This is a genomic window from Microbacterium sp. Root180 (genome assembly GCF_001428485.1).
Taxonomy (GTDB): domain Bacteria; phylum Actinomycetota; class Actinomycetes; order Actinomycetales; family Microbacteriaceae; genus Microbacterium.
On sequence record NZ_LMHS01000003.1, the window covers coordinates 640,192 to 660,591 of the forward strand.

The following is a 20,400-nucleotide window of genomic DNA, read 5'->3' on the forward strand; positions in this document are numbered from 1 at the left end:
TCAGGCGGGGAGAACCCCGGTTCGCGCGAGGCGCGAGTACCAGAGACCGCTGTCCTTCACCGTGCGCTCGAGCGTGTCGAAGTCGACGCGGACGATTCCGAACCGCTTGGCGTAGCCGTAGCCCCACTCGAAGTTGTCCAGCAGCGACCACACGAAGTAGCCGCGCAGGTCCACGCCCTGCGCGATCGCCCGGTGCGCCGCGGTGAAGTGGCGGCGCAGGTAGTCGAGTCGCTCGGGGTCGGGCACCGAGCCGTCGTCCGCGACCACGTCCGCGAATGCGGCGCCGTTCTCCGTCACCATGAGCGGCTGATCGGGGAACTCGGCCGTCAGCGCGAGCAGGAGCTCCTCGAGACCCTCCGGCGCGATGTTCCAGCCCATCTCGGTGTACGGACCCGGCTGCGCGACGAACTCGACGGCCTGGTCGCTGCCCGGCCACGCCGTGCCGCCCGCTGCGCCCTTGTGCCCGTCGTTCATCTGCTTCGGCGAGACACCATCCCACAGCTGCACGGTCGCGGTCGAGTAGTAGTTGACGCCCAGGACGTCGATCGGCTGATTGATCGCGGCGAGGTCGCCCTCGTGCACGAATGACCAGTCGGTGACGGATGCCGTGTCCTCGACGACGTCCGCCGGGTACTCGCCCTTCAGGAGAGGGTGGGTGAAGACGCGATTCGCGAGGCCGTCGATGCGGCGCATCGCCTCGGCCGCGCCGTCGCCGACCCCGCGCAGCACGTGGAAGTTCAGCGTGATCGAGTAGTCGGGGTCGCCCGCCGATGTCGCCCGCAGCGCCTGCACGGCGCGGCCGTGCGCGAGGTTGAGGTGGTGGACCGCGGCGAGCGCGGCCGCCGGCTCGTGGCGTCCTGGCGCGTGCCCGCCCTGCCCGTAGCCGAGATAGGCCGAGCACCACGGCTCGTTCAGCGTCGTCCAGGTGTGCACGCGGTCGCCCAGGGCGGCGCCCATCACCTCGGCGTAGCGCTCGAACGCGTCGGCGGTCGCGCGAACCGGCCAGCCGCCGGCATCCTCCAGCGTCTGCGGCAGGTCCCAGTGATAGAGCGTCGCCACGGGAAGGATGCCGCGCTCGAGCAGGCCGTCGACGAGGCGCGAGTAGAAGTCGACGCCTGCGTGGTTCACCTCGCCCGTGCCGGTCGGCATGATGCGCGGCCAGGCGATCGAGAAGCGATAGGCGCCGAGACCGAGCTCCTTCATCAGGTCGAGGTCCTCGTCGAGCCGGTGGTAGTGGTCGCAGGCCACGTCGCCGGTGTCGCCGTTCCACACCTTGCCGGGAGTCCTGCTGAAGGTGTCCCAGATCGACGGCCCGCGGCCGTCCTCGTCGGCCGCGCCCTCCACCTGGTACGACGCGGTGGCCGAGCCGAAGGTGAAGCCGGGCGGGAACACGAGGCCGGAGTCCCGGTAGTCGGGACTCCCCTGGACGACGGAGGAAGAAGTCACGGACGTCATCGTGTCACCGCCGAGAGGTCGGCCGCGAATTGTTGCGTCCGGCCGTCGGGGGTGATCACACTGACCGTGCGCGTGCCCGACCCGCCGGGGAAGACACGCAGCTCGAGACCGTCGAGGTAGTCGTAGTCCGGGCGGTCGGAACGCGCACCCCACGGGATGACCGCCCCCGGACGCACGTAGAGGGGCAGGCTGTCGAACCCGTGCGTCTCCCGGCGCCACCGTCCGCCGGTCACCGTCTCTCCCGTGAGCAGGCTGGTCCACTCGCCGTCGGGCAGGTAGAAGTCCACCTCGCCCTCTGCGGAGAACACCGGCGCGACGAGGATGTCGCCGCCGAGCATGTACTGCCGGTCGAGGTGGAGCACCGCCGGGTCGTCGGGGAACTCCAGCAGCATCGGCCGGAGGATCGGGATGCCGGTGGCCGCGGCATCCGCTCCCGCCTGGAACAGGTACGGCATGAGGTGCATCTTGAGGTGCGTGAAGCGGCGCGTGACCTCGACGGCCTCCTCGTCGAACGCCCACGGCACCCGGTAGGACCCGGAGCCGTGGAAGCGCGAGTGCGAGCCGAGCAGACCGAACGCGGTCCAGCGCTTGAAGACCGCGGCATCCGGAGTGCCCTCGAAGCCGCCGATGTCGTGGCTCCAGTGCGCGAAGCCGCTGTAGGCGAGCGACAGTCCGCCGCGAAGGGTCTCCGCCATCGACGCGAAGGTCGACGTGGAGTCACCGCCCCAGTGCACGGGCATCGTCTGCCCGCCGGCGGTGGCCGACCGTGCGAAGAGCACCGCATCGCCCTCGCCGCGCGCCTCGACGAGCACGTCGTGCACGGCCGCGTTGTAAAGCTGCGTGTAGAGGTTGTGCATGCGCAGCGGGTCCGAGCCGTCCGCCCACTCGACGTCGACGGGGATCCGCTCGCCGAAGTCGGTCTTGAAGCAGTCCACGCCCTGGTCGATCAGCCGCCGCAGGTGCCCCTGGTACCACGCCGTCGCGTCGGGGTTCGTGAAGTCGACGAGCCCCATGCCGGCCTGCCACAGGTCCCACTGCCACACCGAGCCGTCGGCGCGCTTCACGAGGAAGCCCTGGTCGGCGGCCTCGCGGAACAGCGGCGAGCGCTGGCCGATGTACGGGTTGATCCACACGCAGACCCGCAGATCCTTCTCGTGCAGGCGCGCGAGCATGCCGTCGGGGTCGGGGAAGGTGCGCGGGTCCCACTCGAAGTCGCACCAGTTGAACTCGCGCATCCAGAAGCAGTCGAAGTGGAAGACCGAGATCGGCAGATCGCGCGCGGCCATCTCGTCGATGAACGACGTCACCGTCGCCTCGTCGTAGTCCGTCGTGAACGACGTCGACAGCCACAGCCCGTACGACCAGGCCGGAACGATCGGCGGGCGTCCGGTGAGCGCGGTGTAGCGCGTGAGCACGTCCTTCGGGGTCGGGCCGTCGATCACGAAGTACTCGAGCACCTCGCCAGGCACCGAGAACTGCACGCGCTCGACCGCCTCGGAGCCGATCTCGAACGACACGTGGCCGGGGTCGTTGACGAGCACGCCGTAGCCGCGGCTGGACAGGTAGAAGGGCACGCTCTTGTAGGCCTGCTCACTCGACGTGCCGCCATCGGCGTTCCAGATGTCGACGGTCTGACCGTTCTTCACGACCGGACCGAACCGCTCGCCCAGTCCGTAGACCACCTCGCCCACGCCGAGATCCAGCTGCTCGTGCACGAACACGCGCTCCTCGGGGGCGGGCGAGGCGCCGCGCGCGTTGCCGACGATTCCCGTCTCGACCTGGGCGTCGGCGGCGAGGCGCACGTATCCCTCGGCCTTGTGCCCGCTCGAGGTGAGGACCCGTCCCTCGTGCTCGAACGACAGCGACCACGGCGATCCGGCCGCGACCCGGGCGGTCAGCCCGCCGGTCGCGAGCACCCCGCCGTCGGAGGTGACGGATGCCGCCGCGCCCGCACCGCCCGCGACGGCACCTGGCAGTCCGAAGCCGCCGTGCCACGTGCCGCCCTCGTGGTGGGCGATGCGCACGCGCACCACGCCTTCGAGCGGCGACGAGAGCGTCACGGTGAGGACGGGCCGGTTGAGGGTGTCGCCGCGCTTGGCGATGACCCCCGTCGGCGCCGTGACCACGAGTCCGGGGCCGTCGGGCGTCGCGTCGGTCTCCCAGACGTCGTACGCCTCCTGGGCGTACAGGGCGGTGACTCCGGGCCGGAGCTGCCAGAACCCATCGGTGAACTTCATTACTTGACTGCTCCTGCCGTGATGCCGCGCGTGAGCGTGCGCTGGAAGATGAGGAAGAAGATGATCGTCGGGATGATGCTCAGCAGCGCCGCTCCCGCCGTCGTGGTGACGTCCATGAGCCGATCTCCGGTCAGCACGCTGACCGCGACCGGGACGGTCTGGCTCGCGTTCGACGGCAGGAACGTGAGCGGGATGAGGAACTCGTTCCACGTCCAGATGAAGAAGAAGATGAGCAGCACCGAGAGCGTCGGTCGCGTGATCGGGAAGACGACCCGCCACAGGATCTGCCAGCGGGTGGCGCCGTCGATCGACGCGGCCTCGAGCACCTCCTTGGGGAAGGTGCCGAGCACGGACGCGAGGAGGTAGGTGCCGAACGCCGCCTGGATCACCGTGAAGACGATGATGACCGACCACACGCTGTCGTAGAGACCCACCGACTTGAACATGTAGTACAGCGGGTAGAGCAGCGCCTCCTGGGGCAGCAGGTTCGCCATCAGGAAGAGCAGGACGATCCACGAGCGTCCGCGGACACGTCCGATGCCGATCGCGAAGGCGTTGAGCAGTGAGATGACCACCGCGAGCACGGCGACCACGCCCGAGATGAAGATCGAGTTCCAGACCTTCTGCGGGAAGTTCACGCGCTCCCAGAAGGCCTGGATGCCCGTGAAGTCGATCGCCTGCGGCAGCGCGAACGGACCGGATGTCGCGTAGTCGACGGGCGTCTTGAAGGCGTTGACGAGGATCAGGTAGAAGGGCACCATCACGACAAGAGCGCCGAGGATGACGGCGACGAACAGCAGCCAGTCGATCGCGCGCTTCTTCGTCATGCCGCCGCGTGGGCGCACGCGGGTCTTGCCCTGCGTGATGATCGCGGTCGTGGCAGCCATCAGAGTCCCGCCCTTTCCTTGCGCTCCATCGAGTTCTGCACCCGGATGAAGATGATGGAGACCACCACGACGAGGATCGTGAGGACCGTGGCGATGGTCGCGCCGTAGCCGATGTTCCGCTTCGTGAAGAACTCGGTGTACGCGTAGTAGGCGGGCACGAGCGTCGCGCCGGCGGGACCGCCCTGCGTGATGATGTACACCGGTCCGAAGACCTTGAGAGCCGCGATGGTGCACGTGAGCGTCACGACGAAGATCTCGGGCCTGATGATGCTCATCGTGATCGCGGAGAACCGCTGGAACCAGTTCGCACCGTCGAGCTCGGCCGCCTCGTAGAGCTCGGGGTCGACCCGCTGGAGCGCGGCCATGAAGACGACGATGGGGTAGCCGAGCTGGACCCACACGAGGACCCCCATGAGCACGAGCAGAGCGGACGGCATCTGCCCCAGCCAGTCGTAGGCGGGGATGCCGAACACCGCGAGTATCTGGTTCACGGACCCCGTCGCGCCCGGCCGGAACATCCAGCCGATCACGATGCCGGCGACGGCGATGGGGAGGATCTGGGGGAGGTAGTAGGTGGCCCGCAGGAAGCTGCCGACCTTGCCGCCGAACTTGCGGCCGACGACGTCGAAGAGGAGGGCCGCGACGATGAGGCCGACCGTCGTCGGGATCACGACCATCGCGAGGACCATCCAGACGGAGTTCGTGAAGGAGGTCCAGAAGTCTTCGTCGGTGAAGATCTTGACCCAGTTCTCGAGGCCGATGAACTCGGGGGTCCGGACGCCGCGCCACTTCGTGAACGTCAGATAGACGTTGAAGATGAGCGGGATGATGACGATGACCAGGAGGAGGACGAACCCCGGAAGGAGATAGAGCCAGTACCCTGCTGTGCCGCCCTTGCGCTGCGGGATCGAGGGCTGTTCGGGGGGAAGCTTCGTGCGCGCGCCGCGTTCGGCGCGGGTGAGGACAGACATGGTGCGACTCCTTGTGAGGGCGGTGGGTGGCGTCGCCGCCACCCACCGCCGATCGATCAGCGGAAGTCCGCTGTGCCTTCTTCGTACTCGGCGCCGAGGTTGGCGTTCGTCGCCTGCGCATCCTGCGTGCCGGTCACGAGACCCTGCAGCTCGCGGACGATGACGTCGTAGAAGCCGGCGGCGGGCCAGTCGGGGTAGAACGACAGGCCATCGTTGTCGAGGATGCCGTTGAACGTCGCGATGAGCTCGGCGCTCTTCTCGTCGGTGATGTCGGCCGGTTCCGCGGCGACGGGGACGCCGCCGTTGTTGCCGATGATCGCCTGGATCTCGGGACGCATCGTGATGTCGATGAACTCGTACGCGAGCTCCTTGTTGGCCGCGTTCTCCGGCACGACCCACAGGTTGCCCGACGACCCGAGCGAGAGCTGCGTGTCGGGGAACGCCTGCAGCGTCCAGTCGAAGCCGGCCTCCTCGACGAAGCGCCCGTACCACCACGAGCCCGACACGAAGATCGGGGCCGTGCCGTTGATGAACGAGACACCCGCGTCCTCGGCCTTGACGGACGAGACGTCCGAGGCGATGTAGCCCTTGTCGACGTACTCCTGGAGGGTCTCGGTGGCGTAGGTGATCTCGTCGCCCTGCCAGTCGACCGGGTTCTCGTAGAGCTGGTAGTCGTTGACGAACTGGCGGTCCGCCTGCGTCAGCGCGAGCTGGTACCAGAGCTGACCCAGCGGGTACTCCGCGCCGGCCTCGGCGAGCGGGGTGATGCCCTGGGCGACGAAGGCGTCGAGCACGTCCACGAACTCGTCGTACGTGGTCGGGATCTCGAGGCCCGCCTCCGCGAAGGCCTCCTCGTTGTAGTAGACCCCGACGAACTCGCCGTAGTTGGGGACGCCGTACCAGGTGTCGCCGCCCATGACGCCGTCCTCGGTGTACTTGGCGGTCGTCTGCAGCGACGGGGCGAGCTTGTCCGCCCAGCCGTACTCGTCGACGGCATCGGAGATGTCGGCGATCAGGCCGGTGGATGCCAGGAACCCTGCCGTCGCGTTGCCCTTGTTGAACTCCATGAGGTCGGGCGCGGCATCCGAATCGAGCACCTGGCTCGCGGTCTTCTGGATCTGCTCGAAGGACTTCTGCTCGAACTCGACGGTCGCGCCCGTCTCCTCTTCGAACACTTTGATGGCTTCGTTCCAGGCCTTCGCCATGGCGCTGTCTTCGCCCTCGTAGTGCCAGAGCTTCAGCGTGTCGCCGTCGCCCCCGCTGCCGCTGCCGCCACCGGCGCAGCCGGCGAGCGCGAGAGCGCCGACGGTCAGGGCGCCCACGGCGGCGAGGCCGCGTCGGGCGTTCTTGCGTGTGATTCGTGCCATCGGTGGCACTCCTTTCTTGGTGACCAACGTTGGTCGAGGGTGTGGGATTCAGTTGTCGAAGCGCTTCGATAACGGGCAGCGAAACGCGAATCGGATGCCGCGGCGATCAGTCCGCCGCGGCCTCCGACGATCTGGGCGCGGCGATGGAGCCGCGGGGGGTGTAGGTCGGGGGGATGAGCCGCACACCGGGCTCCGGACGGTCGGGCCCCAGCGCCTTCAGTGCGAGGTCGACGGCGAGGTCGCACGAGGACTCGGGCACGAGCGGGAGGGAGTCGAGCGCGACCGGCAGCGCGGTCAGGTCGAACGACGCGCCGACGGACACGACGGAGACGTCCTCGGGCACACGCAGTCCGCGTGCATCGAGTTCGGCGAGGGCCGCAGCGTGGGCGTCGTCCGCGCAGTGCAGGATGAGGGCCGTCGCGCCGCCGTCCAGCAGTTCGGCGACGGTGCGACGGGTGCTCTGGCGGTCCGCGTGCTTCGAGCCGGTCGTGCCGTAGGCGGCATCCACGCCGCGCGCGGCACTCCGCTCGAGCACGCTGGCGCGCACACGCGGAGGGAAGTTCGACTTCACGTACGCGGTCTCGGTCTGGCCCACGAGTCCGATCGAGCGGTGACCGGCGTCGGCGAGAAGGTCGACCGCCTGCGCCGCGGCGGCCTCGAAGTCGAGGTCGACGCAGATCAGTCCGTCGTTGTCGTCGGGGATCCCGATGAACACGGTGGGAGTCGCGATCTGCCGAGCGAGCGCGACGCGCGCGTCGTCCGGGGCCACATCGAGGACGAGGATCGCGTCGACGAGGCCGTTCGCCGCCACGCGGCTCATGCCGGCCTGCGCCTGCTCGTCCGTCAGGAGCAGGATGTCGTAGTCGTTGCGGCGAGCGGCGATCGCGGTCGCGAGCACGAACGACATGTGGGTCGGCGCGTGCGTGTCCGTGCGCAGCGGCTCGGTCAGAGCGAAGATCTGCGTGCGCGACCCGGCGAGCATGCGTGCACCGGCGTTGGGGCTGTAGCCGAGCTGGAGCACGGCGGCCTCGATCCGGCGACGGGTGTCGGCGGCGACCGGGCGCTTTCCGCTCAACGCGTAGGACACGGTGCTGATCGACACGCCGGCGACCTCGGCCACCTCGTTGATATTCGCCATGTCGACCTCATCGTCTGTGGGAAGTTCCGTATCGAAGCGCTTCGCGGAAACGCTTCGATGTGCATGTTAGACACACGACGATCACCGGCGCAAGGCATTTGTGGCATTTGCCAACAAATCTCATCTCGCGCTCACGATCCGCTAACCCTCGAAGCGGCGCCCGCGCCCGGACCGATTGAGCAATGTGTCACATTCCGTCATGAATGGGAGGCGGCATCCGTGCGATTTGACGCACTGGGACGCACTCCGTCATAATCAGCCGCATGACTGACAACGCACGCTACCTGTCCGCCTGGGAGGCGAACGGAGCTGCCGGCATGATGATGGCCGGCCGCGTTGCCATGTGTTGTCGAATGTGCCACTAGCACGGTGACCCCCGCCGGACCCGCACGCCGCTTCTGAAACAACGGCCTGGCGAGTCCCCGAAGCACCGGATTCCTGCGTCGATCACGCGCGACCGGATGCCTCGCTCAACGCCCGAAGACGGGCACAGCCCCCACCGGGCACACGCACATCCGAGCCCCTTCCTGCCATCCTTCGGCCGGGCTCCCTCCCGCTAGGACCATCATCATGTCGACCACCGCCCTCCTCGAGCGTCCCACCACCATCAGCACCGACGCCCCCGTCCGTCACCTGCGCGCCGTCACGAGCCAGAGTCCGAGCGCCTCGGCGCCGGCACCCGCCGCCGAGGCGCCCGCCGCCCAGCGCCACCTGCCCGCCGGAACCGCTCCGCGAGGCTTCGCCCTGTACGTCGGCATCGACGAGGCGAAGGCCGCGGCATCCGGCGTCAGCCTCGGCGTGCTCGTCGACGCCCTGCGACGCACCCTCGGCGAGCTCGCCCCCGGCGCCGAGACGTACGCCACCGTCGCGCTCGCCCCCGTCGGATCCGGCGGCCGCGACGTCGACGTCGTGCGCCTCGCACTGCACGAGCCCTCGGCGATCGCCCGCACCAAGCAGGAGGAGCCCGAGGACGAGGACCGCGCCGGCGGCGGCGTGGTCGTCGACATCTCCCGCAAGCGCGTGCTGATCGACGGCGACTCCGCGGCGTTCACCTTCAAGGAGTTCGAGCTCCTGCAGTACCTGGTGCTGCGCGAGGGCCGCACGATCGAGCGCACCGAGCTGGTGACCTCCCTGTGGCAGGGCGCGACCGAGGAGGAGGCACCGGGCGAGCGCACGATCGACGTGCACGTCCGCCGCCTTCGCGCGAAGCTCGGACGCTACGAGGACATCGTCCGCACCGTGCGCGGCGTCGGCTACCGCTTCGACCGTCACGCCGACGTCGTCATCCGCTACGGCCACGGCACTCCCTCGCCGGACCGCTTCTGACCCTCCGCGCCGGTCTGCCTCCCTTCCGGCGGCGCATAACTCCTGCACTTCCGTTGCGGCGGCGTGCAGGTGGCGCGTCACGGCGCGTCCCGGGGTCGTGCTCCTGCACCATGTGCAGGAGTTATGCGCCCGGGCGGCTTCCGACTCGGTCCACTCCGGATGTCGGAGCCCGGGGCGTATCGTCGTGGCATGACCTTCGTCGCGCCGACCCGCCCCGTCACGCGCGACACCCGGCCTGCGTACGAGCGGCCGCTCGAGACGGAGTACCGGCCGCGGCATCCGCTCGATCTGCACCGCACGCTGCTCGTGCAGCGGCGCGGTGCGAACGACCCGTCGATGACCGTCGCCGGCTCGGTGATCTGGCGTGCCAGCCGCACACCGGAGGGCATCGCCACTCTCGCCGTCCGTGAGACCCATCCTGGTGTCGTGCGCGCCGCGGCGTGGGGTCCGGGCCGTGAATGGGCGCTCGGTCAGCTCCCGGCGCTGTGCGGAGCCGACGACGATGCGACCACGTTCGACGCGGCGCGGCATCCGCTCATCGCCGAAGCCCACCGCCGCAACCCCGGCCTGCGGCTCGGCGCCAGCGGCCTCGTCTTCGACGCCCTCGCCTCGGCGGTCTTCGAGCAGAAGATCACGGGTCTCCAGGCGTTCGCCGCCTGGCGCCGGATCCTCACGTGGTACGGCGAGCGCGCCCCCGGCCCGACGCCGCGCCCGATGTTCGCGCCGCCGACGATCGACGGCTGGCAGCGCGTCCCGTCCTGGGGGTGGCACCGGGCAGGGCTCGAGCCTCCGCAGTCGAAGACCGTCGTGCGCGTCGCCCGCCGCGGCGACTCGATCGTGCGGGCCGTGCTCGCGGCGAGCGACGGCGAAGCGGTCGACCGGGTGCTGGTGAGCCAGCCGGGCATCGGCGCGTGGACCTCGGCCGAGACGCGCATCCGCGCCCTGGGCGACCCCGACGCGGTGAGCGTGGGCGACTTCCACCTCGCGCACGAGGTGGGCTACGCGCTCACCGGCGAGCGCGTCGAGGACGACGACATGCTGCGACTGCTGGCGCCGTGGGCGGGCCATCGGCAGCGGGTGATCCGTCTCATCTACGCCAGTGGCGTGCACGAGCCCCGCCGCGCCCCGCGTCTGCATCCGGAGGACCATCGCGACCGCTGACCCTGCACGGGCGGCGTCCGGCGCAGGATCTCCCGGGCCCGGCAGGGCGCGCGTACGGCCAGAGGACGGATGCCGCTACCCGCCGTATCGGCCGGGCGCGATCGGCGCGTCGCGCGGGTCGCCCCCTGGCGGCACGCCAGGATGAGCCCATGATCGAGACGATGCACGGGCTGCCGGACGGCGTCCTCGGGTTCCGCGCGGTGGGCGCCGTCGACGCCGCCGACTACGAGTCGGTTCTCGACCCGGCCATCGACGCCGCCGTCGAGGCGGGGAACAAGGTGAACCTCGTGTTCGTGCTCGGCGAGGAGTTCGAGCGCTACTCGCTCGGCGCGCTGTGGAAGGATGCCGAGCTCGAGGGCAAGCCGGCGCACGTGTGGGGCAGGATCGCACTCGTGACGGACCACTCCGTGATCGCGGAGATCATCCACGGCATCTCGTTCCTGTTCCCGTGCGAGCTGCGCATCTTCGGGGTGGACGCGGTGGACGACGCCGTCGCGTGGGCGGCGGAGGGGCCGCGCGAGGACTGACGCACCGCCACTGGCGGATGTCGGAGGCGGGGAGCACACTGGCTCCCGCCACGCGGCCGGGCGCGGCATCCGCTGTCCTCGTCTCCAGGAGAACCACATGCCCAGCCTCAATCCCTACCTCTCGTTCCAGAATCAGGCTCGTGAGGCGATGACCTTCTATCAGTCGGTGTTCGGCGGTGAACTCGACGTCTCGACGTTCGGGCAGTTCGAGGGCATGGTGCAGGACCCCGCCGAGAACGACCTGGTGATGCACGCGCAGCTCACGAGTCCCGACGGGTTCGTGCTGATGGGGGCCGATACGCCGACGGGCATGGAGTACCGCCGGCCGGCGGGAATCTCGGTGTCGGTCAGCGGCGACGACGAGGCCGCGCTGCAGCGGTGGTGGGATGCCCTGTCCGCCGGCGGCACGACCGTCATGCCCTTCGCCACCCCGCCGTGGGGCGGTCGATTCGGCATGCTCACCGATCGCTTCGGGATCGATTGGATGCTGGCGCTCAACGCGACGCCCGAGTGACACCGCAGGACGCTCGCCGGCCGTCGCCCGGGCCCTAGGCTGTCCACATGACCACACCTCGCAAGCGCTGGACCCGCGGCCACTCGGGCTGGGCGTTCGGCACCGTGCTCATCTTCACGCTGGGCATCGTCTTCGGAATGATCTGGGGCCAGCTGCTCGTCGGCCTGTTCCTCGCCTTCGCGGTGTCGATCGGCTGGCTCATCGCCTACGAGTCCTGGCGCGGACGCAGCGTCGGCATCGACAACCGCGACGACAACGGCGCACAGCTGTAACGGCATCCGTCTTCCGCCCCTCGCCCGCGAGTCGTATCGTGAGCGCCAGGAGGTGATCCGAATGCGAGCCAGCGTCGGCGACCGTGTGATCATCCATGGGCGCACCGTCGGGTCGGCCGAGCGTGCCGGCGAGGTCATCGAGGTGCGAGGTCAGGAAGACACCCCGCTGCTCGTCGTGCGCTACGACGACGGTCATGAGGCGATCCTGTCTCCGGGGAGCGACTGCGAGATCCGGCACGAGACCTGAGCGGCCCGGAGTCGGGTTCACTCCCGCCTCAGCGTGAGCTTCTCTGGATTGCGCACGTCCCCCTCCGTCCGTTTGTGCGGGCGAAAGCACCCCACGGGCCCCGCTCTTCCGTGCTTTCTCCCGCACAATCGGACGTGTACACCGGATCCAATGAATGCTCAGGAGCGGATGAACCGCTCCCGAAAGGACGCCCCATGAAGATCGCGATCGCCGGCGGAACCGGCACGGTCGGACGCCCCACCGTCGATGCCGTGCGCGCCGCGGGACACGAGCCGGTCGTACTCAGCCGCAGCGGCGGAGTCGACCTCGTCGCCGGCGACGGCCTCGACGCCGCGCTGGAGGGGGTCGACGCCGTGATCGACACGGTCAACGTGTCGACGCTCGACGCCGACGCGGCGACGGAGTTCTTCACCACCGCGACCGGAAATCTCCTCGAGGCGGCCCACCGCGCGCGTGCGCGTCACGTCGTGGTGCTCTCCATCGTCGGCATCGACCGCATGGCCTACGACTACTACGCGGGCAAGGTGGCGCAGGAACGTGTGGTCGAGGCATCCCCGCTTCCGTGGACCATCCTCCGCGCGACGCAGTTCCACGAGTTCGCCGGGCAGCTGTACGACCGCGCCAAGCTCGGCCCGCTGCACGTCGCGCCCCGGGCGCGGGTGCAGCCGGTCGCCGCGCGCGAGGTGGGCGAGCACCTGGCGGCGATCGCCGCCGGCCCGGCGCTGGGCCGCGCACGCGATCTCGCAGGACCCCGCGAGGAGCGCCTGGACGATATGGTCCGCTCGTACGCGCGGCGCACCGGGCACCGTGGGTGGGTGCCGTCGATCAGTCTGCCCGGGGCTCAGATGAAGGGCATGCGCGCCGGATACGCCCTCCCCGGCGCCGACGCCGTACTCGGTCACCAGACCTTCGGGGAGTGGCTCGCCGCACGCTGACCCGGCCGGCCGTCATCCACTCGCCAGGACACGCCGACCCCGTGCGCAGGGAACGGCGTGTCTTGGCGAGTCGTGGCCTACATCTCCTCGTGGGTGTCGGGGTCGCCGTCCCACAGGCGCCCGCGCTCGAGGGCGGAGATGACCTCGACCTGCTCGTCGGTCAGGCGGAACCCGAAGACGTCGGCGTTCTCGCGCTGACGATCCGCGTCGGCCGACTTCGGGATCGGCGTGCTGCCGATCTGCACGTGCCACCGCAGCACGAGCTGCGTCGGCGTCACGTCGTGCACGACGGCGAGCTCCTGCAGGAGCTGTTCGGTCAGCAGCTCGCTGCGGCGGGCGAGCGGGCTCCAGCTCTCGGTGCGGATGCCGTGCTCGGCGTGGAATGCACGAAGCGCGGTCTGCGGGAAGTACGGGTGCAGCTCGACCTGGTTCACCGCCGGCACCACACCGGTCTCGTCGATGAGCTCGGAGAGCATCGCCTCCGTGAAGTTGGAGACCCCGATCGAACGCACGAGGCCGCGCTCGCGCGCCTCGATCATGCCGCGCCAGGTGTCGACGTACTTGCCCACGCTCGGGTTCGGCCAGTGGATGAGCTGGAGATCGATGCGGTCGAGCCCCAGCATCCCGAGCGAACCCTGGATGCTGTCGACCGCCTGCTGGTAGCCGTGATGGCGTCCCGGGATCTTCGAGGTGACGAGGAGCTCGTCGCGATCGAGGCCGCAGCGGCGCACGGCCTCCCCCACCTCGCGTTCGTTCTCGTAATTCACCGCCGTGTCCAGCAGCCGGTACCCGGACTCGATAGCCGAGACGATCGCAGCGATGCCGTCCTCCCCGCGCAGGTTGTAGGTTCCGAGCCCGAGCTCGGGGAACGCGGTGCCGTCGTTGAGGGTCACGGTGGGGATCGAGGTCATGGTTCCATCCTGGCCCTCCTGGCGCCGTGGCGGGGTCGCCCCCGGGCGCGGGCCGAGGATCAGGGTCGGTCCTCGATGTCGCCGTCGAGCTCGCCCTCGCGCGCGGCACGCTCGTCGGCGGCGGCGCTGGTCTGGCGGTCGTCGTCCAGGTCGGGGTCGAGCGGCCGGTCGTCGCCATCGAGCACGTCCGCGGCGTCGAATCGGTCGCCGTCGTCGGCGGGCGGGATGACGGGAGGAACGGGGTTGCTGGTCATGATGGAATCGTTTCGGCTTCCGCAACGCTAGGCGCCCCGTCGCCTCTCACGCAGGGGGCTTGCGGTGCGGGCACGACGGAGCTAGCGCCCGTCCCCCGAGCCGCCGGTCACCGATCGCAGCCGTTCGCGCTGACCCGGGAACCCCGACTCGATCCGGACCCATTCGGCGCCCTGCCGCACGTCGTAGGCGCGGAAGGCGCAGGCGATGCCCTCGGCGACGAGGAGGTCCGCGCTGTCCATGAGTTGGAAATGCAGGTGCGGCGAGGTCGAATTGCCCGTGTGTCCGACGCGTCCGAGGACGGCACCCGCCGGCACCCGCTGCCCCGGCTGCACGGCGACCGTGCCCGGGGCGATGTGCGCGAAGCCGGCATACACCGCGCCTGCGCGGAGGATCACGTGGTTGCCGAGGATCGCGGGGATCTTGTCCGGGCGGAAGGTCAGGCCGTTCCAGATCCCGCGCACCGTTTCGCGCAGCGGATTGACCCATCCGCGCTCCGCCATTCCGTCGACCGCCGCAACGACCTCTCCCTCGAAAGGGGCGCGGATCTCCTCGCCCCACGCGTAGCAGCGCGAGGTGCGGGCGCCGATCGTCGCAGCGACGAAGGCCGAAGACGGGTGGACGTGGATGCCGGGACGCTCGTCGACCTTCACGAAGTCGTACGCATATCGCTGTCCGAGGATGTCGACGCCGTGGCTGGGCACGCCGGCCACCGGTGTGGTCACCGCGACCCAGTTCTCCCCGCGCAGCGGGAATTCGACGACGACCGGGGTTTCGAGTCCCTCGGGCACGATCCGACAGTAGCCCCGCAGCGCCCTCGGCGGCAGTCGTCGTCACGACCGGCTGCCGCCCAGGACGGGGTGCGCTCAGCGCTTGGCCTCGATGATGAGGTTGAACGGGGTCTCGGCGACCACGCGCACCCGGCTGAACCCGGCGGTGTGGAGCACCTCTTCGAGTCGGGCCGGTCCGGCCTGCGCACCCAGCACGAGCTCGCCACCGTCCGCGAGCGAGTGTGCGGTGCAGATCATGCTCGATGCGGCGTAGTAGGTCTGCGCGATCATCGTCAGGTTGTCCTCGAGACGGTCCGCGGCGTTCGGCTCGACCAGCAGCAGCGAGCCGTCGGGAGTGAGCGCGTCGGCCGCATGCCGGAGCGCGCCGAGCGGGTCGCCCATGTCGTGCAGCGCGTCGAAGAAGCAGATGAGCCCGAAACCGAGCGCGTCGTACTCGTCGGCACGCACCTGCTCGAATACCGCACGGTCCTCGACCCCGGCTGCGCGCGCGTTGCGCCGCGCCTCCGACACCGATGGCCCGTGGCTGTCGAATCCGTGGAAGCGAGATCGGGGGAACTCTTCGGCCATCATCACGGTCGTGTGGCCGTGGCCCGCGCCGACGTCGGCGACCGCGATGCCGCGCTCGAGCGCGTCCACGACACCGTCGAGAGCGGGGAGCCACTGCGAGGTGAGAGCGGCGCGGTACCCGTTGCGGTAGAACGCCGCGGTGCCGTGGGCCAGCCGAGGGTCGTGATCGCCCCACGCGATCCCCTCGCCGGTCCGGAACGCGTGGAGCGCCTTGGCCTCATCCGACCACATCGCCGCCGGCACGTTCCAGGCTGGGGGCAGGTACACCGGACTCTCTTCGTTCGCCAGCACGAGCGCCTGCTCGGGCGTCAGCGCGAACGTCTGCTGTTCGGGGTCGTACTCGAGGTAGCCCGCCGCGGCCTGCGAGGCGGCCCAGTCGCGCACGTAGCGCTCGGCACAGTCGGTGCGGGCGGCGAGCCCGGCGGTGGTCAGCGGGCCGTCCTCGGCGAGCGCACGGTAGAGGCCGAGCCTCGCACCGAGGCTCACCATGACGCCGAGGTAGCCGGCGCCCAGGTCGTCCACCGCCTTCAGGACGAATGCCTGCAGTGCTGTCTCATCCACGGTCGTGGTGTTCATGTGTCGGTCCTTTCGGGTCCGTTCGATGGGGTGTGATTCCATGCTCGGGATGCTGCGCCCCGGTGTTGAGGGGCATCCCGACCCTCCTTCGGTCCATTCGTGCCACGATGTGGTCTCAGGAGGACGCCATGGCCGACCCACGCCCGCTCACGGTGAGCGTCGTCGCGCTGCCGGATGCGGGCGTCGCGACGATGTTCGGCGTCCTCGACGTGCTCAACTCCTTCGAACTGATGGGCATCGGCTCCGGGCCGCCGCCGTTCCGCGCGCAGATCGTCGGGGAGCGCGAGGGACCGCTGATGGGGGTCAGCGGCGTGCCGGTTCCCGTCGCCCGCGCCGTCGCCGATCTCCCGGCGACGGACATCGTGATCGTGCCGTCGGTCGTTCTGGGCCCGGCCGGGTGGAAGCGCGGGCGCTACCCCGCGCTGGTCGACTGGGCCGCGCGGATGCACGCGCAAGGGGCCCTCCTGTGCTCGGCCTGCTCGGGGATCTTCCTGCTCGCCGAGACCGGGCTGTTCGACGACCGCGACGTCACCGTCCACTACGACTACGCCCGCCACCTCGAGGTCTCGCGTCCCGCACTGCGCGTGCACCCGGAGCGCGCGCTCATGGTGACGGGAACCCGCGAGGAGCTGATCACCTCGGGAGCATCGACCACGTGGCACGACCTGGTGCTGTATCTCACCGGCCGGTACGCGGGAGCGGCCGTGGCGCAGGAGGCGGCGCGCATGTTCGCGCTGCAGTGGCACCAGGACGGCCTTGCTCCCTACATGGTGTTCGAGGGGCGCAGGGATCACGGCGATGCCGTCGTCGCCGATGCGCAGGACTGGCTGCGCACGCACTTCTCGGTCGCGGCACCGGTCGAGCAGCTCGTCGTGCGCTCCGGCCTTGCCGAGCGCACCTTCAAACGCCGATTCACCGAGGCCACCGAAGTCAGTCCGCTCGCCTACGTGCAGCGCGTGCGGGTCGAGGAGGCCAAGCGCCGGCTCGAGCGCAGCGAGGACTCGGTCGAGGCGGTGGGATGGGCGGTCGGCTACGAGGACCCGGCGTTCTTCCGCCGGCTCTTCAAGCGAGTGACGGGAGTGAGCCCGGCCGCCTACCGACGCCGGTTCCGCGTGCCGTCGGTCACGACCTCGGGCTGACGGGGGCTCGGGCCGCCGGGGCCGGGGATGCGGCATCCGTCGGGGATGCGGCATCCGTCCCCTCGCTGTCTGTGTGCAGCGACGGCGGTGCCGCCGCGTAGGCCAGGGAGAGCTCGCGATAGGGCTTGGAGACGAAGGCGAGGATCACCACGATCAGCAGCAGCGCGCTCGCGCCGAGGAAGGCCAGGGCGATGCCGCGCGCCTCGCCCGGACCGAGCAGCCAGCCGAGGGACTCCTGCCCGGCAGGCGAGTCCATGTAGGGGATCAGCCAGAACTGCGCGATCGGCCCGATCACGAACGCCGAGATCGGCGCGGCGGCGGATTCGACGCTGGCCGCGAAGCCGAACACCCGGCCCTGCTTCTCGAACGGCACGACCCGCTGCACGATCGTCTGCTCGGCGGCCTCGGCGATCGGCATGAGGCACATGAAGATCAGGATGCCGAGGGCGTACAGCCACCACCATTCGCGGATCGCGAACGTCATGCCCAGGATCGCGATGCCGATGTTGACGAGCAGCATCGTGCGAACTGGGTTCTTGCCGAGCCCGAACTTCGCCACCAGCCCGCCGCCGATGATGAAGCCGATACTCGTGATGCCCAGGATGACGCCCCACACCTCGACCGAGAACAGCGTCAGGCCATAGGGGTCCATGAGGGCCATGAAGACTCCGCCGACCAGGTTGTTGAAGGTGGTGAAGAGGATCAGCGCGAGCAGTCCGGGCACGGCGAGCACGGCGGGGATGACCTCCCGGAACCCGAATCCCTTCGGCGCCTCGCCCTCGACGTGCGCGATGCCGCGCTCGGGGATCGACACGAACAGCAGGTGCACGAGGGCGACCGCGGTCGCCGCGATCGCGATGACGACCGTCGCGCCCATGCCGAGGAGACCGATCGACAGGCCCGAGAACACGCTCGTGACCATGAAGGCGATCCCCTGGACGGCGCCGACGAGACCGTTCGCGCGGTCGCGACGATCGGAGGGGACCAGCAGCGTCACGGTCGTCGAGAGGGCGATGTTCCGGAGGTTCTCGACGACACCGCCGACGAGGATCACGCCGGCGAAAACCCAGAACCAGGGTCCACCCCAGTCGATGAGGACGCTCTCCGGGAAGGTGAGGTACAGGGCACCCGCGATGAGGTAGGTCGAGAGCGTGACGAGGCTCGAGAGCACCATCACCGCCTTCTTCTTCATGCGGTCGACGATCACCCCGAACACCACGCCGAACACGGCGACGAGGAGCATGTAGGAGCCGCCGATGATGGCGGTCGCAAGCACCGACTCGGTCTCGAGATACGCCCAGAACGTCAGCGCGAACCACAGGAAACTCGACGTCACGTTCGCGAGCGCCGTGTTGGCGAGCACCTGGTAGAAGGCGCGGACGGTGCGCGGCCCGGGCGCGGACTGGAGTTGATCGTCGTCCGTCGTCGGTGCGGGCGTCGGCTGACTCATCGGCTGTCCTTCAGCGTGTGGGCGGATGGGGGATGCACGGTGGGCTACGCTCGATGTGGACACCGTATACATTGATGTTCACACCGTACATATTCTTGTGAGGCAGGGCAATGGCTGCACAGCTAAGCACCTATCATCACGGGGACCTCCGACGTGCGCTCATCGACGAGGGCCTCCGCCTGGCGCGCACCGGCGGTCCCGCCGCGGTGTCGCTGCGCGAGGTCACGCGCGCCGCCGGCGTCTCGCCGAACGCGGCGTACCGGCATTTCGCGGACCGCGAGCACCTCATCCGCGCGGTCGCCGCCGAGGCGCAGACGGCCCTCGCCCGGGCGATCCTCGCGCGCGTCGACGCCGCTCCGCCCGCGGAATCCGCCGCAGCGGCCGCGATCGAGCGTCTGCGCCGCGTGGGCCTCGCCTACATCGACTTCGCGCGCGCCGAGCGAGGGTGGTTCGCGCTGGCCTTCGCGACCCAGGACCCGCAGGGCGGGGAAGAGATCGTGACGCTCGACGATGAGATCGTCGCCCCGTTCCGTCTCCTGCTCGACACCCTCGACGAGATGGTGGATGCCGGAGCCCTCACCCCGGAGCGGCGGCCGTTCGCCGAATGGCCGTGCTGGTCGGCCGTCCACGGTTTCGCCGAGATCGCCGTCCACGGGCCCGTGCAATGGCAGCCACCGGAGGTGATCGACGCGCTGGCGGCCGGCGTGGTCGAAGCGGCCATCGTCGGCGTGCGAGGCACCGCCGAGTCCGTCACCACGGCGGCCGCACCCTAGACTTTCGGCCATGACCCCCGCCGGCGCCGCACCGAACGGCGGGAAGCCGTGGAGCCTGCAGCGGGCGCTCTGGTGGACGGCGGACTACGTCTACGCCGCTCGGCGGCAACTGGCGATCCTGGCCACGCCGTGGGCCATAGGGCGCCGTCGCCCGACGCCGCCGGCGTGGCGGGTCGGCTCGCCCGGACTGCCCGAGGTGGTCCTGCTCCCCGGGGTCTACGAGCACTGGACGTTCCTGCGACCGCTGGGCGACGCGCTCGCCGCCGCCGGGCACCGCGTGCGCGTCGTCCACGGGCTCGGGGTCAACCGCCGAGGGATCCCCGAGACGGCGGAGCGTCTCTCGCGCGTGCTGGCCGATCTGCCGGTCGCGACCGCCGGGCGCGTGCTCGTCGCGCACAGCAAGGGCGGGCTCATCGGCAAGCATCTGCTGGTGAAGACCGGTGTGGCCGCAGCGGCGGCGGCCGAGGCATCCGCCGGCGGAGACCCTGCCGCAGCGGCCGCGGCCGCGCCTCCCGACCCCGGGCGCCCGTCCTTGGGCGTGCTCGGACTGGTCGCCGTCGCCACGCCTTTCGGCGGAGCCCGGCGCGCGCGCCTGTTCCTCGTGCCGAGCATCCGCGCTTTCCTCCCCAGCGACGAGACGATCGTCATGCTCGGGCGCGAGACCTCGGTCAACGGTCGCATCGTGTCGGTGTTCGCACCGTATGACCCGCACATCCCCGAGGGAAGCGCGCTCGACGGCGCGACCAACATCGTCGTGCCCGCTCCCGGCCATTTCCGCGTGCTCGGCTCGACGAAGACGCACGACGCGGTGCTCGAGGGCATCGGCCTGCTCGCCGCGCACTGATCGGCCGCCGCCCTCGGATCAGAGCTGTGCCGCGGCATCCGCCCTCACCCTTGTTCCAGA

At 69.9% G+C, this 20,400-nt stretch carries 21 protein-coding genes; 10 read left to right on the forward strand and 11 right to left on the reverse strand.

What is annotated here, in order from left to right; all coding sequences use genetic code 11:
• From ASD93_RS10485 to ASD93_RS10510, 6 genes are all read right to left on the reverse strand, one after another.
• Window positions 1–1,455: a GH1 family beta-glucosidase gene (locus ASD93_RS10485; protein WP_056122008.1), complete on the reverse strand. Its 1,455-nt coding sequence runs from the start codon at window positions 1,453–1,455 to the stop codon at window positions 1–3.
• Window positions 1,452–3,692, reverse strand: coding sequence for an alpha-xylosidase (yicI, locus tag ASD93_RS10490; RefSeq protein ID WP_056122010.1), 2,241 nt, complete (start codon window positions 3,690–3,692; stop codon window positions 1,452–1,454). Before yicI ends, ASD93_RS10485 begins: the two co-directional genes overlap by 4 nt.
• Window positions 3,692–4,579 (reverse strand): carbohydrate ABC transporter permease, encoded by an 888-nt coding sequence (locus ASD93_RS10495; protein WP_082569280.1) that lies wholly within the window; start codon window positions 4,577–4,579, stop codon window positions 3,692–3,694. Before ASD93_RS10495 ends, yicI begins: the two co-directional genes overlap by 1 nt.
• On the reverse strand, window positions 4,579–5,550 hold the full coding sequence (locus ASD93_RS10500) for a carbohydrate ABC transporter permease (RefSeq protein WP_056122012.1): 972 nt from the start codon (window positions 5,548–5,550) through the stop codon (window positions 4,579–4,581). The genes ASD93_RS10495 and ASD93_RS10500 overlap by 1 nt, the downstream gene beginning before the upstream one ends.
• A 56-nt stretch (window positions 5,551–5,606) precedes the next feature.
• Window positions 5,607–6,917 carry an extracellular solute-binding protein gene (locus tag ASD93_RS10505; protein ID WP_056122013.1) on the reverse strand — a complete coding sequence of 437 codons (1,311 nt, stop codon included), beginning with the start codon at window positions 6,915–6,917 and terminating at the stop codon, window positions 5,607–5,609.
• A gap of 106 nt (window positions 6,918–7,023) precedes the next feature.
• Complete coding sequence (locus tag ASD93_RS10510) at window positions 7,024–8,055, reverse strand: LacI family DNA-binding transcriptional regulator (protein WP_056122015.1); 1,032 nt, start codon at window positions 8,053–8,055, stop codon at window positions 7,024–7,026.
• A gap of 570 nt (window positions 8,056–8,625) precedes the next feature.
• Here ASD93_RS10510 and ASD93_RS10515 point away from each other — a divergent pair.
• From ASD93_RS10515 to ASD93_RS10545, 7 genes are all read left to right on the forward strand, one after another.
• Window positions 8,626–9,381, forward strand: a complete 756-nt coding sequence (locus ASD93_RS10515) for a winged helix-turn-helix domain-containing protein (RefSeq protein ID WP_056122017.1) — start codon at window positions 8,626–8,628, stop codon at window positions 9,379–9,381.
• Window positions 9,382–9,570: 189 nt separating this feature from the next.
• Window positions 9,571–10,542, forward strand: a complete 972-nt coding sequence (locus tag ASD93_RS10520) for a DNA-3-methyladenine glycosylase family protein (protein ID WP_056122019.1) — start codon at window positions 9,571–9,573, stop codon at window positions 10,540–10,542.
• A 149-nt stretch (window positions 10,543–10,691) separates the two neighbouring features.
• Window positions 10,692–11,069, forward strand: coding sequence for an STAS/SEC14 domain-containing protein (locus ASD93_RS10525; RefSeq protein WP_056122021.1), 378 nt, complete (start codon window positions 10,692–10,694; stop codon window positions 11,067–11,069).
• 97 nt (window positions 11,070–11,166) lie between these two features.
• Window positions 11,167–11,583, forward strand: coding sequence for a VOC family protein (locus tag ASD93_RS10530; RefSeq protein ID WP_056122023.1), 417 nt, complete (start codon window positions 11,167–11,169; stop codon window positions 11,581–11,583).
• Window positions 11,584–11,630: 47 nt separating this feature from the next.
• On the forward strand, window positions 11,631–11,855 hold the full coding sequence (locus ASD93_RS10535) for a hypothetical protein (RefSeq protein ID WP_056122025.1): 225 nt from the start codon (window positions 11,631–11,633) through the stop codon (window positions 11,853–11,855).
• 61 nt (window positions 11,856–11,916) lie between these two features.
• Window positions 11,917–12,102: a DUF1918 domain-containing protein gene (locus ASD93_RS10540; RefSeq protein WP_056122028.1), complete on the forward strand. Its 186-nt coding sequence runs from the start codon at window positions 11,917–11,919 to the stop codon at window positions 12,100–12,102.
• 194 nt (window positions 12,103–12,296) lie between these two features.
• The gene (locus ASD93_RS10545; RefSeq protein WP_056122029.1) at window positions 12,297–13,037 is read left to right on the forward strand and encodes an SDR family oxidoreductase; all 741 of its coding nucleotides are present in this window, start codon (window positions 12,297–12,299) and stop codon (window positions 13,035–13,037) included.
• 77 nt (window positions 13,038–13,114) lie between these two features.
• Here the strand turns inward: ASD93_RS10545 and ASD93_RS10550 are convergent, their stop codons facing one another.
• The 4 genes from ASD93_RS10550 to ASD93_RS10565 all read right to left on the reverse strand — a co-directional run bounded on the left by ASD93_RS10550 (window position 13,115) and on the right by ASD93_RS10565 (window position 16,134).
• The gene (locus ASD93_RS10550; RefSeq protein WP_056122031.1) at window positions 13,115–13,948 is read right to left on the reverse strand and encodes an aldo/keto reductase; all 834 of its coding nucleotides are present in this window, start codon (window positions 13,946–13,948) and stop codon (window positions 13,115–13,117) included.
• Between the two features lie 59 nt (window positions 13,949–14,007).
• A complete protein-coding gene (locus tag ASD93_RS10555) occupies window positions 14,008–14,202 on the reverse strand; it encodes a hypothetical protein (protein ID WP_056122033.1) in 195 nt (64 codons plus the stop codon).
• Window positions 14,203–14,283: 81 nt separating this feature from the next.
• A complete protein-coding gene (locus ASD93_RS10560) occupies window positions 14,284–14,991 on the reverse strand; it encodes a peptidoglycan DD-metalloendopeptidase family protein (protein ID WP_056122035.1) in 708 nt (235 codons plus the stop codon).
• 75 nt (window positions 14,992–15,066) lie between these two features.
• Window positions 15,067–16,134: a class I SAM-dependent methyltransferase gene (locus tag ASD93_RS10565; protein WP_056122036.1), complete on the reverse strand. Its 1,068-nt coding sequence runs from the start codon at window positions 16,132–16,134 to the stop codon at window positions 15,067–15,069.
• Between the two features lie 128 nt (window positions 16,135–16,262).
• Here ASD93_RS10565 and ASD93_RS10570 point away from each other — a divergent pair, with 128 nt between their 5' ends.
• Window positions 16,263–17,273, forward strand: a complete 1,011-nt coding sequence (locus ASD93_RS10570; protein WP_082569281.1) for a GlxA family transcriptional regulator — start codon at window positions 16,263–16,265, stop codon at window positions 17,271–17,273.
• Here ASD93_RS10570 and ASD93_RS10575 read toward each other — a convergent pair.
• Complete coding sequence (locus ASD93_RS10575) at window positions 17,257–18,723, reverse strand: MFS transporter (RefSeq protein WP_082569282.1); 1,467 nt, start codon at window positions 18,721–18,723, stop codon at window positions 17,257–17,259. The two genes, ASD93_RS10570 and ASD93_RS10575, sit on opposite strands and share 17 nt — an antisense overlap.
• A gap of 110 nt (window positions 18,724–18,833) precedes the next feature.
• Between ASD93_RS10575 and ASD93_RS10580 the strand changes: the two genes are divergently transcribed.
• Together ASD93_RS10580 and ASD93_RS10585 are read left to right on the forward strand one after the other, a co-directional pair.
• Window positions 18,834–19,496 (forward strand): TetR/AcrR family transcriptional regulator, encoded by a 663-nt coding sequence (locus ASD93_RS10580; RefSeq protein ID WP_056122040.1) that lies wholly within the window; start codon window positions 18,834–18,836, stop codon window positions 19,494–19,496.
• A gap of 10 nt (window positions 19,497–19,506) precedes the next feature.
• Complete coding sequence (locus ASD93_RS10585) at window positions 19,507–20,340, forward strand: esterase/lipase family protein (RefSeq protein ID WP_056122042.1); 834 nt, start codon at window positions 19,507–19,509, stop codon at window positions 20,338–20,340.
• Window positions 20,341–20,400: the final 60 nt, after the last annotated feature.

Bases quoted from the DNA above. Each gene is read 5' to 3' on its own strand.
- ASD93_RS10485 (WP_056122008.1), bottom strand. From the start codon at position 1,455: ATGACGTCCGTGACTTCTTCCTCCGTCGTCCAGGGGAGTCCCGACTAC.
- yicI (WP_056122010.1), bottom strand. From the start codon at position 3,692: ATGAAGTTCACCGATGGGTTCTGGCAGCTCCGGCCCGGAGTCACCGCC.
- ASD93_RS10495 (WP_082569280.1), bottom strand. From the start codon at position 4,579: ATGGCTGCCACGACCGCGATCATCACGCAGGGCAAGACCCGCGTGCGC.
- ASD93_RS10500 (WP_056122012.1), bottom strand. From the start codon at position 5,550: ATGTCTGTCCTCACCCGCGCCGAACGCGGCGCGCGCACGAAGCTTCCC.
- ASD93_RS10505 (WP_056122013.1), bottom strand. From the start codon at position 6,917: ATGGCACGAATCACACGCAAGAACGCCCGACGCGGCCTCGCCGCCGTG.
- ASD93_RS10510 (WP_056122015.1), bottom strand. From the start codon at position 8,055: ATGGCGAATATCAACGAGGTGGCCGAGGTCGCCGGCGTGTCGATCAGC.
- ASD93_RS10515 (WP_056122017.1), top strand. From the start codon at position 8,626: ATGTCGACCACCGCCCTCCTCGAGCGTCCCACCACCATCAGCACCGAC.
- ASD93_RS10520 (WP_056122019.1), top strand. From the start codon at position 9,571: ATGACCTTCGTCGCGCCGACCCGCCCCGTCACGCGCGACACCCGGCCT.
- ASD93_RS10525 (WP_056122021.1), top strand. From the start codon at position 10,692: ATGATCGAGACGATGCACGGGCTGCCGGACGGCGTCCTCGGGTTCCGC.
- ASD93_RS10530 (WP_056122023.1), top strand. From the start codon at position 11,167: ATGCCCAGCCTCAATCCCTACCTCTCGTTCCAGAATCAGGCTCGTGAG.
- ASD93_RS10535 (WP_056122025.1), top strand. From the start codon at position 11,631: ATGACCACACCTCGCAAGCGCTGGACCCGCGGCCACTCGGGCTGGGCG.
- ASD93_RS10540 (WP_056122028.1), top strand. From the start codon at position 11,917: ATGCGAGCCAGCGTCGGCGACCGTGTGATCATCCATGGGCGCACCGTC.
- ASD93_RS10545 (WP_056122029.1), top strand. From the start codon at position 12,297: ATGAAGATCGCGATCGCCGGCGGAACCGGCACGGTCGGACGCCCCACC.
- ASD93_RS10550 (WP_056122031.1), bottom strand. From the start codon at position 13,948: ATGACCTCGATCCCCACCGTGACCCTCAACGACGGCACCGCGTTCCCC.
- ASD93_RS10555 (WP_056122033.1), bottom strand. From the start codon at position 14,202: ATGACCAGCAACCCCGTTCCTCCCGTCATCCCGCCCGCCGACGACGGC.
- ASD93_RS10565 (WP_056122036.1), bottom strand. From the start codon at position 16,134: ATGAACACCACGACCGTGGATGAGACAGCACTGCAGGCATTCGTCCTG.
- ASD93_RS10570 (WP_082569281.1), top strand. From the start codon at position 16,263: ATGGCCGACCCACGCCCGCTCACGGTGAGCGTCGTCGCGCTGCCGGAT.
- ASD93_RS10575 (WP_082569282.1), bottom strand. From the start codon at position 18,723: ATGAGTCAGCCGACGCCCGCACCGACGACGGACGACGATCAACTCCAG.
- ASD93_RS10580 (WP_056122040.1), top strand. From the start codon at position 18,834: ATGGCTGCACAGCTAAGCACCTATCATCACGGGGACCTCCGACGTGCG.
- ASD93_RS10585 (WP_056122042.1), top strand. From the start codon at position 19,507: ATGACCCCCGCCGGCGCCGCACCGAACGGCGGGAAGCCGTGGAGCCTG.